The organism is Ramlibacter tataouinensis (assembly GCF_001580455.1).
GTDB lineage: Bacteria > Pseudomonadota > Gammaproteobacteria > Burkholderiales > Burkholderiaceae_C > Ramlibacter > Ramlibacter tataouinensis_B.
In genome coordinates, this window is sequence record NZ_CP010951.1 from 2,194,590 (window position 1) to 2,210,643 (window position 16,054).

Sequence of the window (16,054 nt, forward strand, 5' to 3'; positions counted from 1 at the left end):
GTGACTTCCTTGGTTGGTTCAGGCTGCTGCTATCGGGTCCATCACCAGCTTGCCCTCGGCGCCGCCGACCAGGCGCACCTGGGTCGGGCGCGACAGCACGCCGGCGGGCAGGGGCACATCGCTCGTGCGGTACACGCCGGCGATGGAAATGAGTTCAGGCTCGAGGCAGGTCGAGAAGATGCGGGCCTCGGTGTTGCCGCGCGCGCCGGCGATCGCCTTGCCGCGCAGCGGTGCATAGACGTGGATGTGGCCGTCGGCGATGACTTCGGCGCCGGGGTTGACCATGGACAGCACCACCAGGTCGCGGCCGCGCGCGTACACCTGCTGGCCCGAGCGCAGCGGCTTGTCGACAACCAGTGCCGCGACCGGGCTGGCTTCCACGACGGCCGGCGCGGCCGCCACGGGTCCGGCAGGCGCGGGCGCGGAGACCGACGCCGGCACGGCCACCAGCGCATCGGGTGCGGCGGCCAGGCCGGCCGACAGCGCCGCGGCCATCTGCGCCGCGCTGCCGCCGCGCGCGGCCACCGGCAGCACGCGGTAGCCCCGCAAGAGATGCAACAACTCGCCGAAATCGATCTCGCCCTTGCCTTTCAGGGGCGACAGGTCGAGCACCAGCGGGTCGTGGTCGAAGAAATCCGGGATGTCGCCGAAGCGGGCGTTGAGCTCCTGCGCCAGCGCGCAGAGGTCGGCCGACTTCAGCAGCAGTGACACCAGGGGGAGATTTGCGCTCTTGATCTCGAACGTGGCAGGGGCGCGGCCTGCGGAGGCAACGGTCATCAAACTGCTACTACTGCTCTGGCTGGGGCTCTGCGAATGCATGAGCCTGATTGGCGGCGCATCTTAGCAGTGGCCGGAAGGCGGCGTCCTACACATTCTGTTGCCAAATGCACATGGTGGGCCCGAACGCGCGGATCACACTGGACTGTCCAGCGTGCCACAGCACAGGAGCACCCCATGAAAAGCCAGCATTCGCCACATCACTGGATTGCCGTGGCGGTGGTGTTGGCGCTCGCGCTGTTGACCTTGTCCAACCTGTACGGCCAACGCAGCGACGGGTCCGCCACCTACCGCGGCCGCCCGGCCATGGCCGGGGCGCAGAGCGGCACCGGCGCGCAGGCCGGGCTGCCGCAAGGCGGGCTGGGCCAGCAGGGCACGGAGGGCGCCGAGCGGACCATCGTCACCTGGCCGGCGGCGCCGTCATCGGACAACAACGCGCTGCAGCCCGACAACATCCTGAAGGCCGACGTCGAGCCGCCGCCGGACATCACCGGCCAGCCGCGCGAAGTGCCGCGCAAGGGCGACGAACCCGCGCGCGACAAGGACAAGGGCGTGACGCCACCCAAGCCGGACAGCGGTGTTGCACCTGCCAAGGACAGCGGCATCGCGCCCAGCAAGGACAGCGGCATGGCCAAGGACGAAAGCAGCGCCGCCAAGAAGGCCAGGAAGGCCGCCAAGGACACGGCGGACAAGGCCCGCTTCGGCGTCAGCCCGATCGGATCGACCGCTCCGACTGTGGGGCCCACCGGCAACTAAGCCACCAGCTCGCCATCGCCATCGCCTTCAGGGCAGGGGATCGGCGGCGGCGTCGTTGACCGCGATCGCGCGCTCGCCGAACACACGGTGGTAGACCGCCAGCCACAGCGCGTCGCCGGCGCCAGATGGCGGCACTGCGGCGCGCGGCAGGCCGAGGCCGAAGTGAAGCTTGCGGCCGTCGAACTCCACCGAGCGCTCGGGCGTGAAGATCACCCAGCGCGACTGCGCCAGGTGCTTGGCGAACCAGGGCGCGATCGCTTCGACGATGTGGTGCGTCGGCTCGTGCCAGGCCAGCATCAGCGGCTGCGCCGCGATGTCGTGCACGGCGCGGAACTGCACGAAGCCCTTCATCTTGTGCAGGTCGCGCCGCACCGCCTGGCCCATCTGGTGGGCATGCAGCATGTCGCTGTCCCCGGGGTTGTTGCGCAGCCCCGGCTCGTGCACCAGCCGCCACAGCAGCCGGTACAGCAGCGCGAAACGTTCCGGGTCGTTGTGCAGCACGACCATCTCGCACAGGCGCAGGAACGAAGCCGGCACGATCGCCGAGGCGGCCTTGGGCACGCCGCGCACGCGCTCGGGGCCTTCGCTGGGATCCATGAAGAAGTCGCTGTTCTGCGCCTGCGCGGTTTCCCAGTGCACCGCGTCGGGCGGGACCTGGTGCGCCAGCAGCGCCCGGGCCTCCTCGCGGAAACCCGCCAGGTCGATTTCGCTGGCCAGCCGCGCGTCCATCAGCTGCCCCTCGCGTGCAAGCGCCGGCCTTCGACGTGGTGCTTGTCCTTGCCGTGCACCTCCATGTAGAGGTACAGCAGCGCGGCCACCACCAGCGGCACGATGTAGTAGATCGCCCGGTAGCCGAGCAGCGCGCCGATGAGGCGGCCCTCGGACACCAGGTGCGACAGCAGTGTCACGAACACGAACTCGAGGACGCCCAGGCCCGCCGGCACATGCGTCACCACACCGGCGATCGCGCCGATCAGCAGCACGGTGAGCACGTCGGCATAGTGGATCTGCCGGCCCAGCAGGAACCAGACCACGCCCGCCATCAGGCTCCAGTTGGTGCACGACACCGCCAGCTGCACCAGCGCGACGCGCCAGGGGGGCAGGTAAACCTCATGGCCGCGCCAGTCCCATACATGGTCGCCAAACCGCAAGCAGGCGAAGGCGTAGCCGCAGGCGACCAGCAGCAGCGCCGCGCCGGCCCACTGCAGCCCGTAGTTGCCCATGTGCCAGCTCGGCGGCAGCTGCAGCGGATGGAACAGGAACAACAGCCCGCCCAGCAGCATGTAGCCCAGCCAGTTCGTCAGCATGCTCATCGAAACGATGCGGGTGATATCGCCGTTCTTCAGGCCCAGCCGCGAGTACAGCCGATAGCGGAAGGCGATGCCGCCAACCAACGAGCCCAGGCACAGGTTGAAGGCATAGCTGATGAAGGTCACCGCCATCACCGCCCGCGTTTGCAGCGCATGGCCGGTGTAGTGGCGTCCGATCAGGTCGAAGCAGCTGTAAAGAAGATGACTGCAGAGAGCGAGGCCGGCGGCGGCCGCCAGTGTGGCGGCCGGCGTCTGCTTCAGCGAATCGAGGACCTCGTCCCAGTCAAGCCGCTGGGCATAGCGCGCCAGCAGGAAGAAGACCAGCGCGAAGAAGGCCAGCGTGAGCGCGCGTTTGGCCCAGGTCCACCATGCGCTGTCGCGCCAGCGCTGCAGGCGGCCACCATGCTCTGCGCGATGGCCGCGCGGGCGCGGCTTGACCAGCGCGTTGCGGGGCAGGGTGCGCGCGGCCATGCGTCTATTCCTTCCGGCCCGGCTCGGCATAGGCCGGCGCAGGCGACAGGCGCGGCACATGGCGCGGTTGCCACAGCGCCCAGGCCGGGTACATGCGCGTGAAGTGGTAGGCCACGACGTGGCGCAGCCAGGTGAAGCCGCGCAGCTCGCCGAGCTCCTTCTCGTCGATCGGCCGGCAGTGCCGCGTCAGGTGCTGCAGGCGCTCGTACAGCTGCTGGTTGAAGGCGCGGTCGCGGATGATGACGTTGGCTTCGAGGTTGAGCGCCAGGCTCAGGGGGTCGAGGTTGCTCGAACCCGCGGTGGCCCACTCGTCGTCCATCAGCGCCACCTTGCCGTGCAGCGGCCGCTCGCAGTACTCGAGGATCTTCACGCCCGCGCGCAGCAGCTGGTGGTACAGCATGCGGGCGGCGGTCTTGACGATCGCCATGTCGGGCTCGCCTTGCAGGATCAGGCGCACGTCCACCCCGCGCCGCGCCGCCCGCCGCAGCTCCTGCATGAAGCGGTAGCCGGGGAAGAAGTAGGCGTTAGCGATGATGATGCGGTCGCGCGCCGCGCGGATCGCGATGCGGTAGTGCCGCTCGATGTCGCTGAGGTGCTCGCCGTTGTCGCGCACCACCAGCATGGCGGCGGCGCTGCCCGCATGCGGCAGGTTCCTGGGCTGGGTGCGCAGGCGGCTGCGCCAGCGCCACCACGCGCGCTGGCGCTGGTAGCGTTGTCCCTGGGCCAGCGCCGCATGGCTGAAGCGGTGGATCTCCGCCACCAGCGGCCCGTGGATCTCCACCGCGTAGTCCTGCTTGGCCTGCGGGCCGAAGTCCTGCAGGTGGTCGGCCGAGTAGTTGATGCCGCCCACGAAGGCCACGGTGCCGTCGACCACCACGATCTTGCGGTGCATGCGGCGCAGCGCGTTCATGCGAAAGCCGCGTCCCAGCAGCCGCGTGCCCGGGTCGAACACATGCAGCCGCACGCCGGCGTCGGTGAGCGAGCGGATGAAGTCGTCAGACAGGTCGGGCGAGCCGAAGCCGTCGATGGTCAGGTCCACCTGCACGCCGCGGCGCGCCGCCTCGACCAGGACTCCATGCAGTTGCACGCCGACCTTGTCCTCGAACAGGATGAAGGTCTCGATCACCACTTCCTGCCGCGCGTTGGCGATGCAGTCGAACACGCGCGGGAAGAACTCCTCCCCGTTCTCGAGGAGCCGGATGTCGTTGCCTTCGATCCACCGCGGGCTCATTGGACAACCTCCGCCCTGCGGGCTGTGGTGCCATGCGCCTTCGGAACGGCCGTGCGTCTCATGGCGAGTTCCTAGAGGTGGATCTCCGCGGCCAGCGGCGCGTGGTCGGACAGGTGCGACCAGGGCCGCCGGGGCAGCACCACCGGCAGGTGCACCGAGGCGTTGCGCACGTAGATGCGGTCCAGGCACAGCAGCGGCAGGCGCGCCGGGAAGGTCCGGGCGGCTTCGCCGTAGGCATGCACGAACACTTCGCGCAGGCCCACTTCGCGCTCCAGCAGCACATGCGCGCGCCGGCGCCAATCGTTGAAGTCGCCCGCCACCACCAGCGGCGCGTCGTCGGGCACCTCGCCGCGCACCATGTGGCACAGCAGCTCCAGCTGCTGTTGGCGATGCGCTTCGGCCAGGCCCAGGTGCACGCAGATCACATGCACATCGACCGTGTGGCCCGGCACGCGCAGCACGCAATGCAGCAGCCCGCGCTTTTCCGGGCCGGCCACCGACACGTCATGGTTCTGGTAGTGGACGATGGGGAACTTGGACATCACCGCATTGCCGTGGTGGTGCCCCTTGGGGTAGACCATGTTCCGTCCATAGGCGTACTGCGGCCAGATCTCGTCGGCGAGAAATTCGTAATGAGGCTCTTCCACGGTACTACTGGCCTTGCGGTGCTGCCCGTTCATGCCCATGACCTCTTGCAGGAACACCACGTCTGCGCCCACCTTGCGCACCGCGTCACGCAATTCGGGCAGGATGAACTTCCGGTTGAAGGTCGTGAAGCCCTTGTGGATGTTGACCGTCATCACGGTCAGCGCAATGGCATGGGCCGCTGTATCGGTCATCGGCAAAGGATCGGGACGTCGGAGAGGTTGTTGTACTGCCGGGCTGATTGCGGATGTGTAGGACGCCAAGCTGACTTGATGTCGCTGCGCAGAGCAGCAAGTGGGAAGACGCCTGGCACGCGCGAGCGCGCGCAGCGCTCGCCGGCGCCGCGTCGCGATGCCCCTGCGACCGCGCGAGTCGTGGTGCGTGCCATCGAACGGATGCATGACATCATGGTGCGGCGGACCGGCGCCGGCAGGCGGGGTCGATGTAGGACGCAACCTTGCCACGGCGCAGGGCCGCGGGCACTCACTGCGCAGTCCAATCACACTTTTTACGATCCGTCGAGTTCAAGCTCGACGCACGTCCCCGTGCGGCTTGGCGAAACTGTGGCGATGGAAATCAAGCGCGTCGCCATCGCCTGCATGCTGGCGCTGTGCGCGTGTGCCGCGTCGGCCGCCGAGGGAGACGGCGGCGTCGCGCTCTTGCTCGAGGGCGGCGCCGCCGGCACGGGCCGCTACATCGCGAGCGTGGGGCTGGCGTGGCCTTGGTCCTGGCGGCGCGCGGTGGAGGGCGGCGAATGGACAGGCGTGACCGAGCTGTTCGTGAGCCACCTGAGCTCGCGCGTGGAAGGCGGGCGCGAGTCGCGCACGCTGGTGGGCCTGCTGCCGCTGGTGCGTTACCGCTTCAACGGCGCCCACTCGAACTGGTTCGGGGAAGCCGGGATCGGCCTGACCTACATGGACGCGCTGTATCGCACCGAGAACAAGCAGTTCAGCACGCAGTTCAACTTCATGAGCACCCTCGGTGTCGGCCGCAGCTTCGGCGCCAAGCGCGAGCAGGAACTGAGCCTGCGCATCGTCCACATCTCGAACGCCGGCATCAAGAACCCGAACCCGGGCGAGAACTTCCTGCAGCTGCGCTGGTCGCACGCGCTGTAGCGGCCACTGGCCGGCGCCGCTATTTGCTTCGCGGCGGCACCAGCGCGCGGTCGGGGCGCTGCAGCCGCCCGGCACGCAGCTCGCCCACCGCATGCACCAGGGCGCGCGCGACGTTGCGCACTTCCTCCTGCACGCCGGAGTCGCGGTCCAGCGCTTCGTGGCTGGTGGCATAGGGCTCGTAGTAGCCGATGTAGCGATCCAGCCGCGCCTGGAAGCCGGCATCGATCAGTCCCATCCAATCGAGCCAGTCGGTGAGTGCGCGTCGCACCGAGTCGATGCCGGCGACGTCGCCATGCACCACGACGCCGTAGGCGCGCCCGGCCAGGTGCTTGGGATAGTCCCAGCCGGCCATCTCCAGTGCCTTGGCCTCTTCCGGCCGCTTGCCGTGGGTGCTGGTGGGATCGGGGTTGCCGCCGTCGGCGCAGACCAGGCGGTCGATCATCAGCTTCATCGGGCTGGCCGCCTGGTACCAGTACACCGGCGTGACCAGCAGCACGCCGTGCGCGCTGACCCAGCGCTCGTAGATCTCGGCCATCCAGTCGCCGGTCTGCCGCAAGGCATGATTGGGATAGCAGCTGCAGGGCCAGTGGCACAGCGGCATCGCCGTGGATAGGCAGCCCTTGCACGGATGGATATGGTGGCTGTAGCCCGAGGTGAGCTCGCTCAGGTCGAGCAAGTCCGCTTCGATGCCTTGCGCCGCGACGGTCTCGCGCGCGATCTGCGCCAGCCGGAAGGTCTTGGACATCTCGCCGGGACAGCTGCCGTCGTTGCGGGAGCCGCCGGCCACCAGCAGCACGCGCGAGGGCGTCTGCGGCTGCGACCAGCGGGCCTGCGCGGCGGCGAGCCGGTCGCGTGTGGCCCGCCACTCCACCGACAGCTGGTAGTCCGGGTCGGCGAAGCCGGGACCGGCCTTGGCCGTGCGCGGGGCCTTGCGGCCCGCCTGGTAGGCCTGCCAGGCGATCTCCTCCAGCCGGGACAGGGCGGGCGCCTCGGCCTGGAAGGCCGGGTCCACGAAGTCCTGCATGAAGCGAGCGTGGAAGGCATCGCGCGCCAGCATCGGCGGCGCCTGCCCTTTGCGGATGGTCATCGGCCCAGTGTAGGGCGCTGGCGCGCCGCGGTGGGCTCAGGGGAAGGCTGAACAAGCCCCTCGCGGGGGACTTGTCCAGCGGTCATCCAGCGGTTGCCTTAGCCGTGGTGATGGCGGTGATGGCCGCCTGCGCCGCCGGGGCCGCGCAGCGTTTCGCTGTCGAACACCTTTTGCTGCTCGGGCGTGAGCGAGGCGTAGAAGGCCTTGGTGGCCTCGCCGCGCCGGTCCATCTCGGCCGCGCGCTGCGCCCGCAGCTGGCGCATGCGGTCGATGCGCTGCGGCGTGGTCAGCTGCGCGAACTCATCGCGGTTGGGCCGCTGCATCTGCTGCGAGGGCTGCAGGGCGCCGGTGTAGGCGGTCCAGGCGCCTTCCTGCCCAGGCATGAGCTGCAGCTTCTGCTTGAGGTCGGCCAGGCGCTGCTGCATGCGTTGCTGCATGCGCGCCGGGTCGTGGTGACCGCGGCTGTCGCTCGCCGCGGGCGGCGTGCCGGCCGGCGGCGCGGCAGCAGGCGTCTGGGCCGTGGCGGCCAGGCCCAGACTGGCCAGAAGCGCGGCAGCGAACATGTGACGGGCTGATTTCATCGAGCTTCCTTTCGTCGGTTGATGCGCCCCGGGCACGAAGAGAGCCCGTGGGTTGGTTGTGACTGTGATGCGCACAAGTGTCGCGGCGATGCCTGCATCGTCGCTGTCGTGTAAAGCCAAGCGGGTCCGCGGATGTGGGAGGCTTCCTACCGCACAAGCCGGCAATGACCCTAGGCCGCCCGCTCGCGCAGGCGCAGCATGGATGCATGCACGTGTTCTGAAGAGGTGCAAGCATGAGTTATTGCCGTCCGATGAGAACTGCCGCGCTGCTGGCTGCGCTGGTGGCCGGCGGCGCGCTGGCCCAGACCAGTGACAAGCCGGCCGCGCCCGAAGTGGGTCAACCGCCGGTGAGCGACGTCGGCCCGGCGCCCGCGCACGAGCGCGACAGCGTCGGCGCCGTGGTGATGGAAAACTCGCCGGTGCGCGCGCAGCGCCAGGTGATGATGGGCGCACCGCCCGATGGCTTGGTCCGGGTGCGCGAGGTCACGAACAATTCGAACCGCGCGCAGACCCAGGTGGATTTGGCGCGGCAGCGTGAGGCCGAAAAGATGAACCTGCAGCTGCGCGGCGCCGGCGGCCAGGTCGTCAAGTGAGTCGCGGGTAGTCGGTGTAGCCCCGGGCACCGCCGCCATAGAAGGTGCTGCGGTCGGGTGCGTTGAGCGGGGCCTTGACGCGGAAACGGTCGACCAGGTCCGGGTTGGCGATGTACAGCTTGCCGAAGGCGATCAGGTCGGCGCCGCCGTCCAGCGCCTGCTGGGCGCTGTCTTGGTCGTAGTTGTTGTTCACCATCCAGGCCCCGCTGCCGCCGGCCAGCTGATAGGCGCGGCGCATCGCACCGTAGTCGAACGGACGCTCGGCGATCTCGCGCGTGCCGCCGGTGGCGCCTTCGATCACGTGGATGTAGGCCAGGCCCAGCCGCGCGAGCTGCCGCATCACGTGGTTGAACAGCGGCTGCGGGTTGTCGTCCACGATGTCGTTGGCCGGCGTCACCGGTGACAGGCGGACACCGACGCGATCACCGCCCACTTCATCGGCGATGGCACGCATCACTTCGAGCAGCAGACGCGCGCGGTTCTCGATGGAGCCGCCGTAGTCGTCGCTGCGCTGGTTGGCGCCGGTCTTGAGGAACTGGTCGAGCAGGTAGCCGTTGGCCGCATGGACCTCCACGCCGTCGAAGCCGGCGCTGTGGATCGCGTGGCGCGCGGCCTGGCGGTAGTCGTGCACGATGCTCGGCAGTTCCGAGGCGTCGAGCGCGCGCGGCTCGGACGTGGGCACGAAGGCGCCGGTCCCGTCCGGACGGATCAGGAAGGTCTTGGTGCGGGCGGCGATGGCCGAGGGCGCAACCGGGCGCTGGCCGCCCGGCTGCAGGTCCACATGCGAGACCCGGCCCACGTGCCACAACTGCACCACGAGGCGGCCGTGGCGATGGTGCACGGCCTGCGTCACCTGCCGCCAGGCATCGAGTTGTTCGGTGCTGTACAGGCCGGGCACGTCGGCGTAGCCCTGGGCCTGCGCGCTGATCGCCGTGGCTTCGCTGACCAGCAGGCCGGCGCTGGCGCGCTGGGTGTAGTACTCGGCCATCAGCGGCGTGGGCACCGCGCCGGGCGCGCGGTTGCGGGTGAGCGGCGCCATCACGATGCGATTGGGCAGCTGCCAGCGGCCGACGTGGAGGGGATCGAACAGTGTGGGCAAGTGCGGGGTTCCTTCTTTCGTTGCCTGTCGTCGTGTGTCGTGGTCTGTTTGCGAGCCGCAAGCGTAGCGCGCAGCGCCTTGCCCCTGCGCGATACCCGACAATGGGTTTCATGCACGAGCCTGAGCCCGCACCCGCCATGCTGCTGCGCCTGGCGCTGGCCCTGTCGCTCGGGGCCGCGGTGTCCTTGGGCGTGACGCGGTTTGCCTACGGGCTGCTGCTGCCGCCGATGCGCGCCGACCTCGGCTGGTCGTACACGCTGGCCGGAGCGATGAACACCGCCAACGCGCTCGGCTACCTGCTGGGCGCGCTGGCGACGCCGCGGCTGATGCGGACCCTGGGCCCCGCGCGCCTGGTGCTGGGCGGCGCCGCGCTGTCGAGTCTGTTCATGGGCCTGAGCGGCTTCTTCACCGATGCCGGCGCCTTGCTGGCGCAGCGCGTGCTCGCGGGCGTGGCCAGTGCTTTCCTCTTCATCGCCGGCGGACTGCTGGCGGCGCGGCTGGGAACGCTGCAACCGGCGCGCGCCGGCTTGCTGCTGGGCCTGTATTACGGCGGCACCGGCTTCGGCATCGTGCTGTCGGCGCTGCTGGTGCCGGCCGCGCTCGAGGCGGCGAGCGCGCGTCCCCATGGCTGGGCCTGGTCCTGGTGGCTGCTGTCGCTGGCGTGCTTCCTGGCCTCCGCAGTTCTGGCCTGGCCGTCCCGTGTGCTGTCGGCGCTGCACCAGGACAGCGGGCCCGCAGCGGCGCAGGCCGCGGCAGCGCCGCTGCGCTGGCAGGTGTTCGGCGCGGCCTTGGCAGGCTACGCGATGTTCGGCGTCGGCTACATCGGCTACATGACGTTCGTGATCGCGCTGTTGCGCGAGCAGGGCACCAGCCAGGGCGGCATCACGCTGTTCTACGCGCTGCTCGGCGCCGCGGTGGTCGCCTCGTCGCGGATCTGGGCCGGCCTGCTCGATCGCTACCGCGGCGGGCAGGCGCTGGCGATCCTGAACGCTTTGCTGGGCGCGGCCACCCTGCTGCCCGCACTCAGCACGGCGTGGCCGCTGGTGCTGCTCTCGGGCCTGGTGTTCGGCGGCGTATTCCTGTCGGTGGTGGCGTCCACCACCGCGCTGGTGCGCCACAACCTGCCGTCCGCCCAATGGGCGGCCGGCATCAGCGCCTTCACCATCGTGTTCGCGGCCGGCCAGATCGTCGGCCCCACCATCGTCGGCTGGATCGCCGACGGCACGGGCGGGCTGGCGCGCGGGCTGGTGTTCTCCGCCGTCGCGCTGTGGCTGGGCGCGCTGCTGGCCTGGCGGCAGAAGCCGCTGGCGAGTCCACTGAAACACTGAAATCGGGCGCCGCTTTCCACGCAATACGCGGCGCGCTTCTGCGTTGCAAATGCTCGCGATGCCGCCGGGCATCGCTGTGCTTTGCGCCTTGCATCGCATCGCGTCTTGCGCGTCTCTCGGCACCCATTTCAATGTTTCAGCGGACTACTTGAGCAGGCCTTCGAGCTTCATCGCCTCCTGCACCGCCATCACGCGCTCGTCTGGAAGATCGTGTTCCCGGCATGAGGACAGGCGGGTTTCGCGATAAGGAGACAGGCCCGAGGGGGGCGCCCTGCGCGGCACCCCCCGAGGTATTGAATTGTCCAGCTACGCGGCGACAATGCCTGCATGGGACGGGCATTGAAGTGGTTGTTCGGCATCTTGCTGCTGGCCGTGCTGGCCTTGGCCGGGGTCGCGGTCAGCCTGCAGTTCTGGATCAACAGCGCTGATTTCCGATCGCGTGCCGCGCGCGAAATTTCGCAGGCCGCCGGTGTCGCCGTCGAACTGGGCGCGTTGTCAGTGGACGTGTGGCCCTTGCCGGCGGTGGCCGCCGAGCGCGTGCAAGTCAGGAGCCAGCCGCCGCTGACGCTGGAACGCATCGAGGCGCGGCCGGCGCTGGCGGCGCTGCTGCGCGGAAAACTGGAAGTGTCCACGCTGGTCGTCCGCCGGGCCGTGGTGCCGCAAGCGGCGATCGCCGGCATCGCGGCGGCCTACCGCAAGGCGCACCCGGAGAAGCCCGCACCGGCGAAGAAAGGCGCGTCGGCGATGGCGCTGCCGCGCCGCATCGTGTTGGACCAGGTGACCTGGATCGATGCCAAGGGCCAGCGGCATGTGGTGGACGCGCAGGCCAGGCTCGATGACGACGGCTTGCCGGGCACGCTGGACGTCGAGGTGTCGCAGGGCCGCTGGCAGGGTGTGCAGCTCAAGTTGCGACGCGAGCCGCAGGACCAGTGGCAGCTGCACGCCAAAGTAGGCGGCGGCACGATGGTGGGCGCGTTCAGCACGGTGAAATCGCCCAAGGGCACGCCCATGCTCGAAGGCCGGCTCGACACCCAGGACGTCGAGGTCGCCACCTTCACCGCGCCGAGCCGTACGCTGACCGGCCGGCTGGAGGCGCACACCAGCTTGCGCGCCGACCTGCGCGACCCGGGCGCGCTCGCCGACGTGATGCAGACCCAGACGAAATTCACGGTGCACAACGCGGTGGTGCATGGCCTCGACCTGGCGCAGGCGGTGAAAACGGTGGGCCTGAGCCGCGGCGGCGAGACGCGCCTGGACACGCTGGCGGGCAATCTCATCACGCGCGGCCGCGCCGCCGAATTGAGCAACCTGGTGGCGAGCTCCGGCGTGCTGTCGGCGCAGGGCGCGGTCGCCATGGCGGCCGACCAGCGCCTGAGCGGCCATGTGAATGTGAACCTGGTGGCACAGGCCACCGGAGGGGCGCTCGGCGTGCCGCTGGTGGTGGGCGGCACGCTGGATGCGCCGAGCGTGACCTTGAGCCGCGCCGCGCTGGCTGGCGCGGCGATCGGCACGATGATCGCCCCGGGCGTGGGCACCGGTGCCGGTGCCAGCGTGGGCGACCGGCTCGGCCAGGGGCTGCGGGATATGTTCTCGAAGTAGCGCGAAGTGGCGCGAAGTGGCGCGAAATAGCGGCCGTCCTACAGCGCGCCGCGCCGCGGGCTGATCGCGCAGCCCATCCCTGTGCCTAGCATGGTCGGGGCGGGCGCTGTGCCCGCGCCAGCCGTGCCTTCATGCATCTTTCCACCGTCGAAACGACCCTCGAGTACGAGGTCAAGACACCGACGCACTTCTGCTTCAACATCCAGGCCGCCCACTGGCCGACCCAGAAGGTCCTCAAGGAGCGGCTCGCCGTCTCCTCCAGGGTGTCGCTGCACTCATTCACCGATGCGCGCAGTGGCAACCGCTTCTTCCGCTTCGATGCGCCGCCCGGCCACCTGCTGGTGAACTACAAGGCCGAGGTCGAAGTACAGACCGCGCCGGTCGACGAACACCTGCCCGAAACGCCGCTGGGACAGGTGCCCGATTCGGTCTTCCGCTACCTGATGGCCACGCGCTATTGCGAGTCCGACCTGCTGGCGAGCGCCGCGCACCAGCTGTTCGGGCAGGAGCCGCCCGGCATCTCGCGCGTGCGCCGGATCGTGCAGTGGATCCACGATTCGATCGAGTACCGTGTGGGCAGCACGAATTCGATGACCACCGCGCAAGATGTGTTCGCGCAGCGCGTGGGCGTGTGCCGCGACTTCGCCCACCTGGGCATCACGCTGTGCCGCGCGCTGAACATCCCGGCGCGGCTGGTGGTTGGCTATGTCTGGTTCGACGAGCCGCCGCAGGACTTCCATGCGACCTTCGAGGCCTGGATCGGCGGCCGCTGGGTGATGTTCGACCCCACGGGGATGGCGCCGGTGGACCGGCTGGTGCGCATCGGCACCGGCCTCGATGCCAAGGACGTGGCCTTCAGCACCTTCTTCGGCGCGGTCGAGATGACGCGCATGGAACTGCACGTGCTGGAGCACGAACCGCGCTTGACGGCGAACAGGGGGGAGGAAGTGCTGGGGCTGGCGGTGACCTCGCCCTGAGGCGAGGGGCGGCCGGCCACCCTGGCCCTCCCCGGAGGGGAGGGAGACAAACCTCAGGTCTTGTAGCTGGGGTCGATGCGGTCCAGGCGCCGCAGCAGCGCGGGCCAGGCGATGTTGGCGCCCTGGCCGGCGGTGACGGTCTTCATCACCTGCGCCATGCCTTGCATGATCTTCGGGTTCACCTGCACCAGCTCGCCACCGGCCTGCGCATCGATCTGGATGCGGCAGGTGTTCTCGAAGGTGTACATGGACAGGAAGGCCTCGGGGATCGACCGGCCCACCACCAGCAAGCCGTGGTTGCGCAGCATGAGGTGGGTCTTGTCGCCCAGGTCGGCCTGCAGGCGCGGCTTCTCGTCGTCGCGCAGCGCCACGCCTTCGTAGTCGTGGTAGGCCAGCGAGGCCAGCACGAAGGTGCTTTGCTGGCTGATCGGCAGCACGCCGCATTTCTGCGCGCTGACCGCGACGCCGGCGCGGCTGTGGGTGTGCAGCACGCAGCCCGCGTCTTCGCGCACCTGGTGGATGCAGCTGTGGATGACGAAGCCCGCCGGGTTCACCGGGAAGGGCGAGTCGATCAGCTTGTTGCAGTCCTGGTCCACCTTCACCAGCGAGGACGCGGTGATCTCGTCGAACATCAGGCCGTAGGGATTGATCAGGAAGTGGTGCTCGGGACCGGGCAGGCGCGCGCTGATGTGCGTGAACACGAGGTCGCTCCATCCGTACAGGGCAACCAGGCGGTAGGCGGCGGCCAGCTGCACGCGCAGCTCCCATTCCTCGGCGCTGACCACCTGCTTGAGCGATGCGATTTCCATTGACGTCTCCTTTGCTGTCCGGTGCGGCGCCATTCTTGGCCCGGACCGGGGATTTTGATTGTCAAGAAAATGACAGCGGGCCGCTGCCCAGCCGTTTCAGGAAAACGAAGCTCAGGGCGCGAGCCGCGCGCCTGCCCACAGCACCTGGTCGATCACGGCCTGCACCTTGTCGCGAGAGCCCTCGCTCACCAGCTGCCCCTGCTCGTCGAAGGCAGTGGCGGCGCGCGCCAGCCCGAAGGTGCGCGGGGCAACCCAGCAGTGCAGGTTGAACAGCAGCGGCACGAGGTGGCTTTGCGAGCGCAGGCCGCCCAGGGCGCCGTTCGAGGCGCTGAGCACGCCCACCACCTTGCCGCGGGTGGAGCGGAAGTCGTCGTTCCACACCGGGTCCGATTTCACCGGGCTGGAGATCCAGTCCAGCGTGTTCTTCAGCAGCGCGGGGTAGCTGGCGTTGTACTCGGGCGCGCAGATGATCCAGGCCGGGTGCTCGTAGAAGATCTGCTTGAGCCGCATGACATCGGCCGGCGTGCCGCGCGCCTCGAGGTCGGCGTTGTACATGGGCACATCGAAGTCGCCGAGCTCGAGGTGCGTGACCTCGGCGCCGGAGGCCTGGGCCATCCCGGCCGCCACTTTGGCGAGCCGGCGATTGAAGGAGCCGATGCGGGTGCTGCCGGCGAAGACGAGGAGTTTCATGGCGGCGCGCGTGGTGTTACGCCCGGCCGCCCGACAGCCGGCGCTCGAAGCTCTGGATGGTCGCGGCCAGGCCTTCGCGCAACTGGATGCGCGGCTCCCATTGCAGGCGTTCGCGTGCCAGCCGGATGTCCGGCTGGCGCTGCGTGGGATCGTCGGCCGGCAGCGGCTCGAACTTCAGCTTGGAGCTGGAACCGGTCATCGAGATCACCAGTTCGGCCAGCTGCCGTATGGTGAACTCGTTCGGGTTGCCCAGGTTCACCGGGCCGGGGAAATCGGTGCCGGTGTCCATGAACTTGAGGAAACCGTCGATCAGGTCGTCGACGTAGCAGAACGAGCGGGTCTGGCTGCCGTCGCCATAGATGGTGATGTCGGTGCCGTTCAGCGCCTGCATGATGAAGTTGCTCACCACCCGGCCGTCGTTCGGGTGCATGCGCGGGCCGTAGGTGTTGAAGATGCGCGCGACCTTGATGTCCAGCGCGTGCTGGCGGTAGTAGTCGAAGAACAGCGTCTCGGCGCAGCGCTTGCCTTCGTCGTAGCAGCTTCGCGGGCCGATGGGGTTGACGTGACCCCAGTACTCCTCGGGTTGCGGATGCACGGCCGGGTCGCCGTACACCTCGCTGGTGGAGGCCTGGAAGATGCGCGCGCGCAGGCGCTTGGCCAGCCCCAGCATGTTGATCGCGCCGTGCACGCTGGTCTTGGTGGTCTGCACCGGGTCGTGCTGGTAGTGCACGGGAGAGGCCGGGCAGGCCAGGTTGTAGATCTGGTCGACCTCGACGTACAGCGGCCAAGTCACGTCGTGCCGCAACAGCTCGAAGCGCGGGTGGCCGAGCAGGTGGGCGATGTTGTCCTTGGTGCCGGTGAAGAAGTTGTCGACGCACAGGACGTCGTGGCCGGCGGTGATCAGGCGGTCGCACAGGTGGCTGCCGAGGAAGCCGGCGCCGCCGGTGACCATGATCCGCTGGGTGGGGTGATAGCTGCGCATGAAC

General features: G+C 69.1%; 17 protein-coding genes. 6 read left to right on the forward strand and 11 right to left on the reverse strand.

Translation table 11 applies throughout. The features are described 5' to 3' along the window. Positions 1–18 precede the first annotated feature (18 nt). On the reverse strand, positions 19–777 hold the full coding sequence (gene minC / locus UC35_RS10600) for a septum site-determining protein MinC (RefSeq protein WP_061499076.1): 759 nt from the start codon (positions 775–777) through the stop codon (positions 19–21). 177 nt (positions 778–954) lie between these two features. On the opposite strand from minC, the gene UC35_RS10605 reads away from it, so the two are divergent. Next, positions 955–1,533, forward strand: a complete 579-nt coding sequence (locus UC35_RS10605; RefSeq protein ID WP_145979401.1) for a hypothetical protein — start codon at positions 955–957, stop codon at positions 1,531–1,533. 27 nt (positions 1,534–1,560) lie between these two features. Here the strand turns inward: UC35_RS10605 and UC35_RS10610 are convergent, their stop codons facing one another. The 4 genes from UC35_RS10610 to UC35_RS10625 form a co-directional block, all read right to left on the reverse strand. Beyond that, the gene (locus UC35_RS10610) at positions 1,561–2,262 is read right to left on the reverse strand and encodes a TIGR03915 family putative DNA repair protein (protein WP_061499083.1); all 702 of its coding nucleotides are present in this window, start codon (positions 2,260–2,262) and stop codon (positions 1,561–1,563) included. Next, complete coding sequence (locus UC35_RS10615; RefSeq protein WP_082793032.1) at positions 2,262–3,314, reverse strand: lysylphosphatidylglycerol synthase domain-containing protein; 1,053 nt, start codon at positions 3,312–3,314, stop codon at positions 2,262–2,264. Before UC35_RS10615 ends, UC35_RS10610 begins: the two co-directional genes overlap by 1 nt. A 4-nt stretch (positions 3,315–3,318) precedes the next feature. Beyond that, complete coding sequence (gene clsB / locus UC35_RS10620) at positions 3,319–4,545, reverse strand: cardiolipin synthase ClsB (protein WP_061499086.1); 1,227 nt, start codon at positions 4,543–4,545, stop codon at positions 3,319–3,321. A 71-nt stretch (positions 4,546–4,616) separates the two neighbouring features. Further along, complete coding sequence (locus UC35_RS10625; protein ID WP_061499090.1) at positions 4,617–5,384, reverse strand: endonuclease/exonuclease/phosphatase family protein; 768 nt, start codon at positions 5,382–5,384, stop codon at positions 4,617–4,619. Between the two features lie 375 nt (positions 5,385–5,759). Between UC35_RS10625 and UC35_RS23500 the strand changes: the two genes are divergently transcribed. Beyond that, positions 5,760–6,305 carry an acyloxyacyl hydrolase gene (locus tag UC35_RS23500; RefSeq protein WP_061499092.1) on the forward strand — a complete coding sequence of 182 codons (546 nt, stop codon included), beginning with the start codon at positions 5,760–5,762 and terminating at the stop codon, positions 6,303–6,305. A gap of 19 nt (positions 6,306–6,324) precedes the next feature. Here UC35_RS23500 and UC35_RS10635 read toward each other — a convergent pair whose 3' ends face one another. Together UC35_RS10635 and UC35_RS10640 are read right to left on the reverse strand one after the other, a co-directional pair. After that, positions 6,325–7,392 carry a flavodoxin family protein gene (locus UC35_RS10635; RefSeq protein WP_061499095.1) on the reverse strand — a complete coding sequence of 356 codons (1,068 nt, stop codon included), beginning with the start codon at positions 7,390–7,392 and terminating at the stop codon, positions 6,325–6,327. Positions 7,393–7,490: 98 nt separating this feature from the next. Then, a complete protein-coding gene (locus UC35_RS10640; RefSeq protein WP_061499098.1) occupies positions 7,491–7,973 on the reverse strand; it encodes a Spy/CpxP family protein refolding chaperone in 483 nt (160 codons plus the stop codon). A 251-nt stretch (positions 7,974–8,224) separates the two neighbouring features. Here UC35_RS10640 and UC35_RS10645 point away from each other — a divergent pair, with 251 nt between their 5' ends. Then, entirely contained in the window at positions 8,225–8,566 is a 342-nt protein-coding gene (locus UC35_RS10645; protein ID WP_061499103.1) for a hypothetical protein, read from the forward strand. On the opposite strand, the gene UC35_RS10650 is transcribed toward UC35_RS10645, so the two are convergent. Further along, the gene (locus UC35_RS10650; RefSeq protein WP_061499106.1) at positions 8,559–9,665 is read right to left on the reverse strand and encodes an alkene reductase; all 1,107 of its coding nucleotides are present in this window, start codon (positions 9,663–9,665) and stop codon (positions 8,559–8,561) included. The genes UC35_RS10645 and UC35_RS10650 overlap by 8 nt on opposite strands. A gap of 110 nt (positions 9,666–9,775) precedes the next feature. Here UC35_RS10650 and UC35_RS10655 point away from each other — a divergent pair, with 110 nt between their 5' ends. The 3 genes from UC35_RS10655 (at position 9,776) to UC35_RS10665 (ending at position 13,569) form a co-directional block, all read left to right on the forward strand. After that, the gene (locus tag UC35_RS10655) at positions 9,776–10,993 is read left to right on the forward strand and encodes a YbfB/YjiJ family MFS transporter (protein WP_227820523.1); all 1,218 of its coding nucleotides are present in this window, start codon (positions 9,776–9,778) and stop codon (positions 10,991–10,993) included. Between the two features lie 327 nt (positions 10,994–11,320). Beyond that, complete coding sequence (locus UC35_RS10660; RefSeq protein ID WP_061499112.1) at positions 11,321–12,592, forward strand: hypothetical protein; 1,272 nt, start codon at positions 11,321–11,323, stop codon at positions 12,590–12,592. 131 nt (positions 12,593–12,723) lie between these two features. Then, the gene (locus tag UC35_RS10665; RefSeq protein WP_061499115.1) at positions 12,724–13,569 is read left to right on the forward strand and encodes a transglutaminase-like domain-containing protein; all 846 of its coding nucleotides are present in this window, start codon (positions 12,724–12,726) and stop codon (positions 13,567–13,569) included. Between the two features lie 53 nt (positions 13,570–13,622). Here the strand turns inward: UC35_RS10665 and UC35_RS10670 are convergent, their stop codons facing one another. The 3 genes from UC35_RS10670 to UC35_RS10680 all read right to left on the reverse strand — a co-directional run bounded on the left by UC35_RS10670 (position 13,623) and on the right by UC35_RS10680 (position 16,050). Further along, positions 13,623–14,378, reverse strand: coding sequence for a class II aldolase/adducin family protein (locus UC35_RS10670; protein ID WP_061499117.1), 756 nt, complete (start codon positions 14,376–14,378; stop codon positions 13,623–13,625). Between the two features lie 111 nt (positions 14,379–14,489). Next, positions 14,490–15,068 carry an NADPH-dependent FMN reductase gene (locus UC35_RS10675; protein WP_061499121.1) on the reverse strand — a complete coding sequence of 193 codons (579 nt, stop codon included), beginning with the start codon at positions 15,066–15,068 and terminating at the stop codon, positions 14,490–14,492. A 16-nt stretch (positions 15,069–15,084) separates the two neighbouring features. Further along, positions 15,085–16,050, reverse strand: a complete 966-nt coding sequence (locus tag UC35_RS10680; RefSeq protein WP_061499124.1) for a UDP-glucuronic acid decarboxylase family protein — start codon at positions 16,048–16,050, stop codon at positions 15,085–15,087. Positions 16,051–16,054 lie beyond the last annotated feature (4 nt).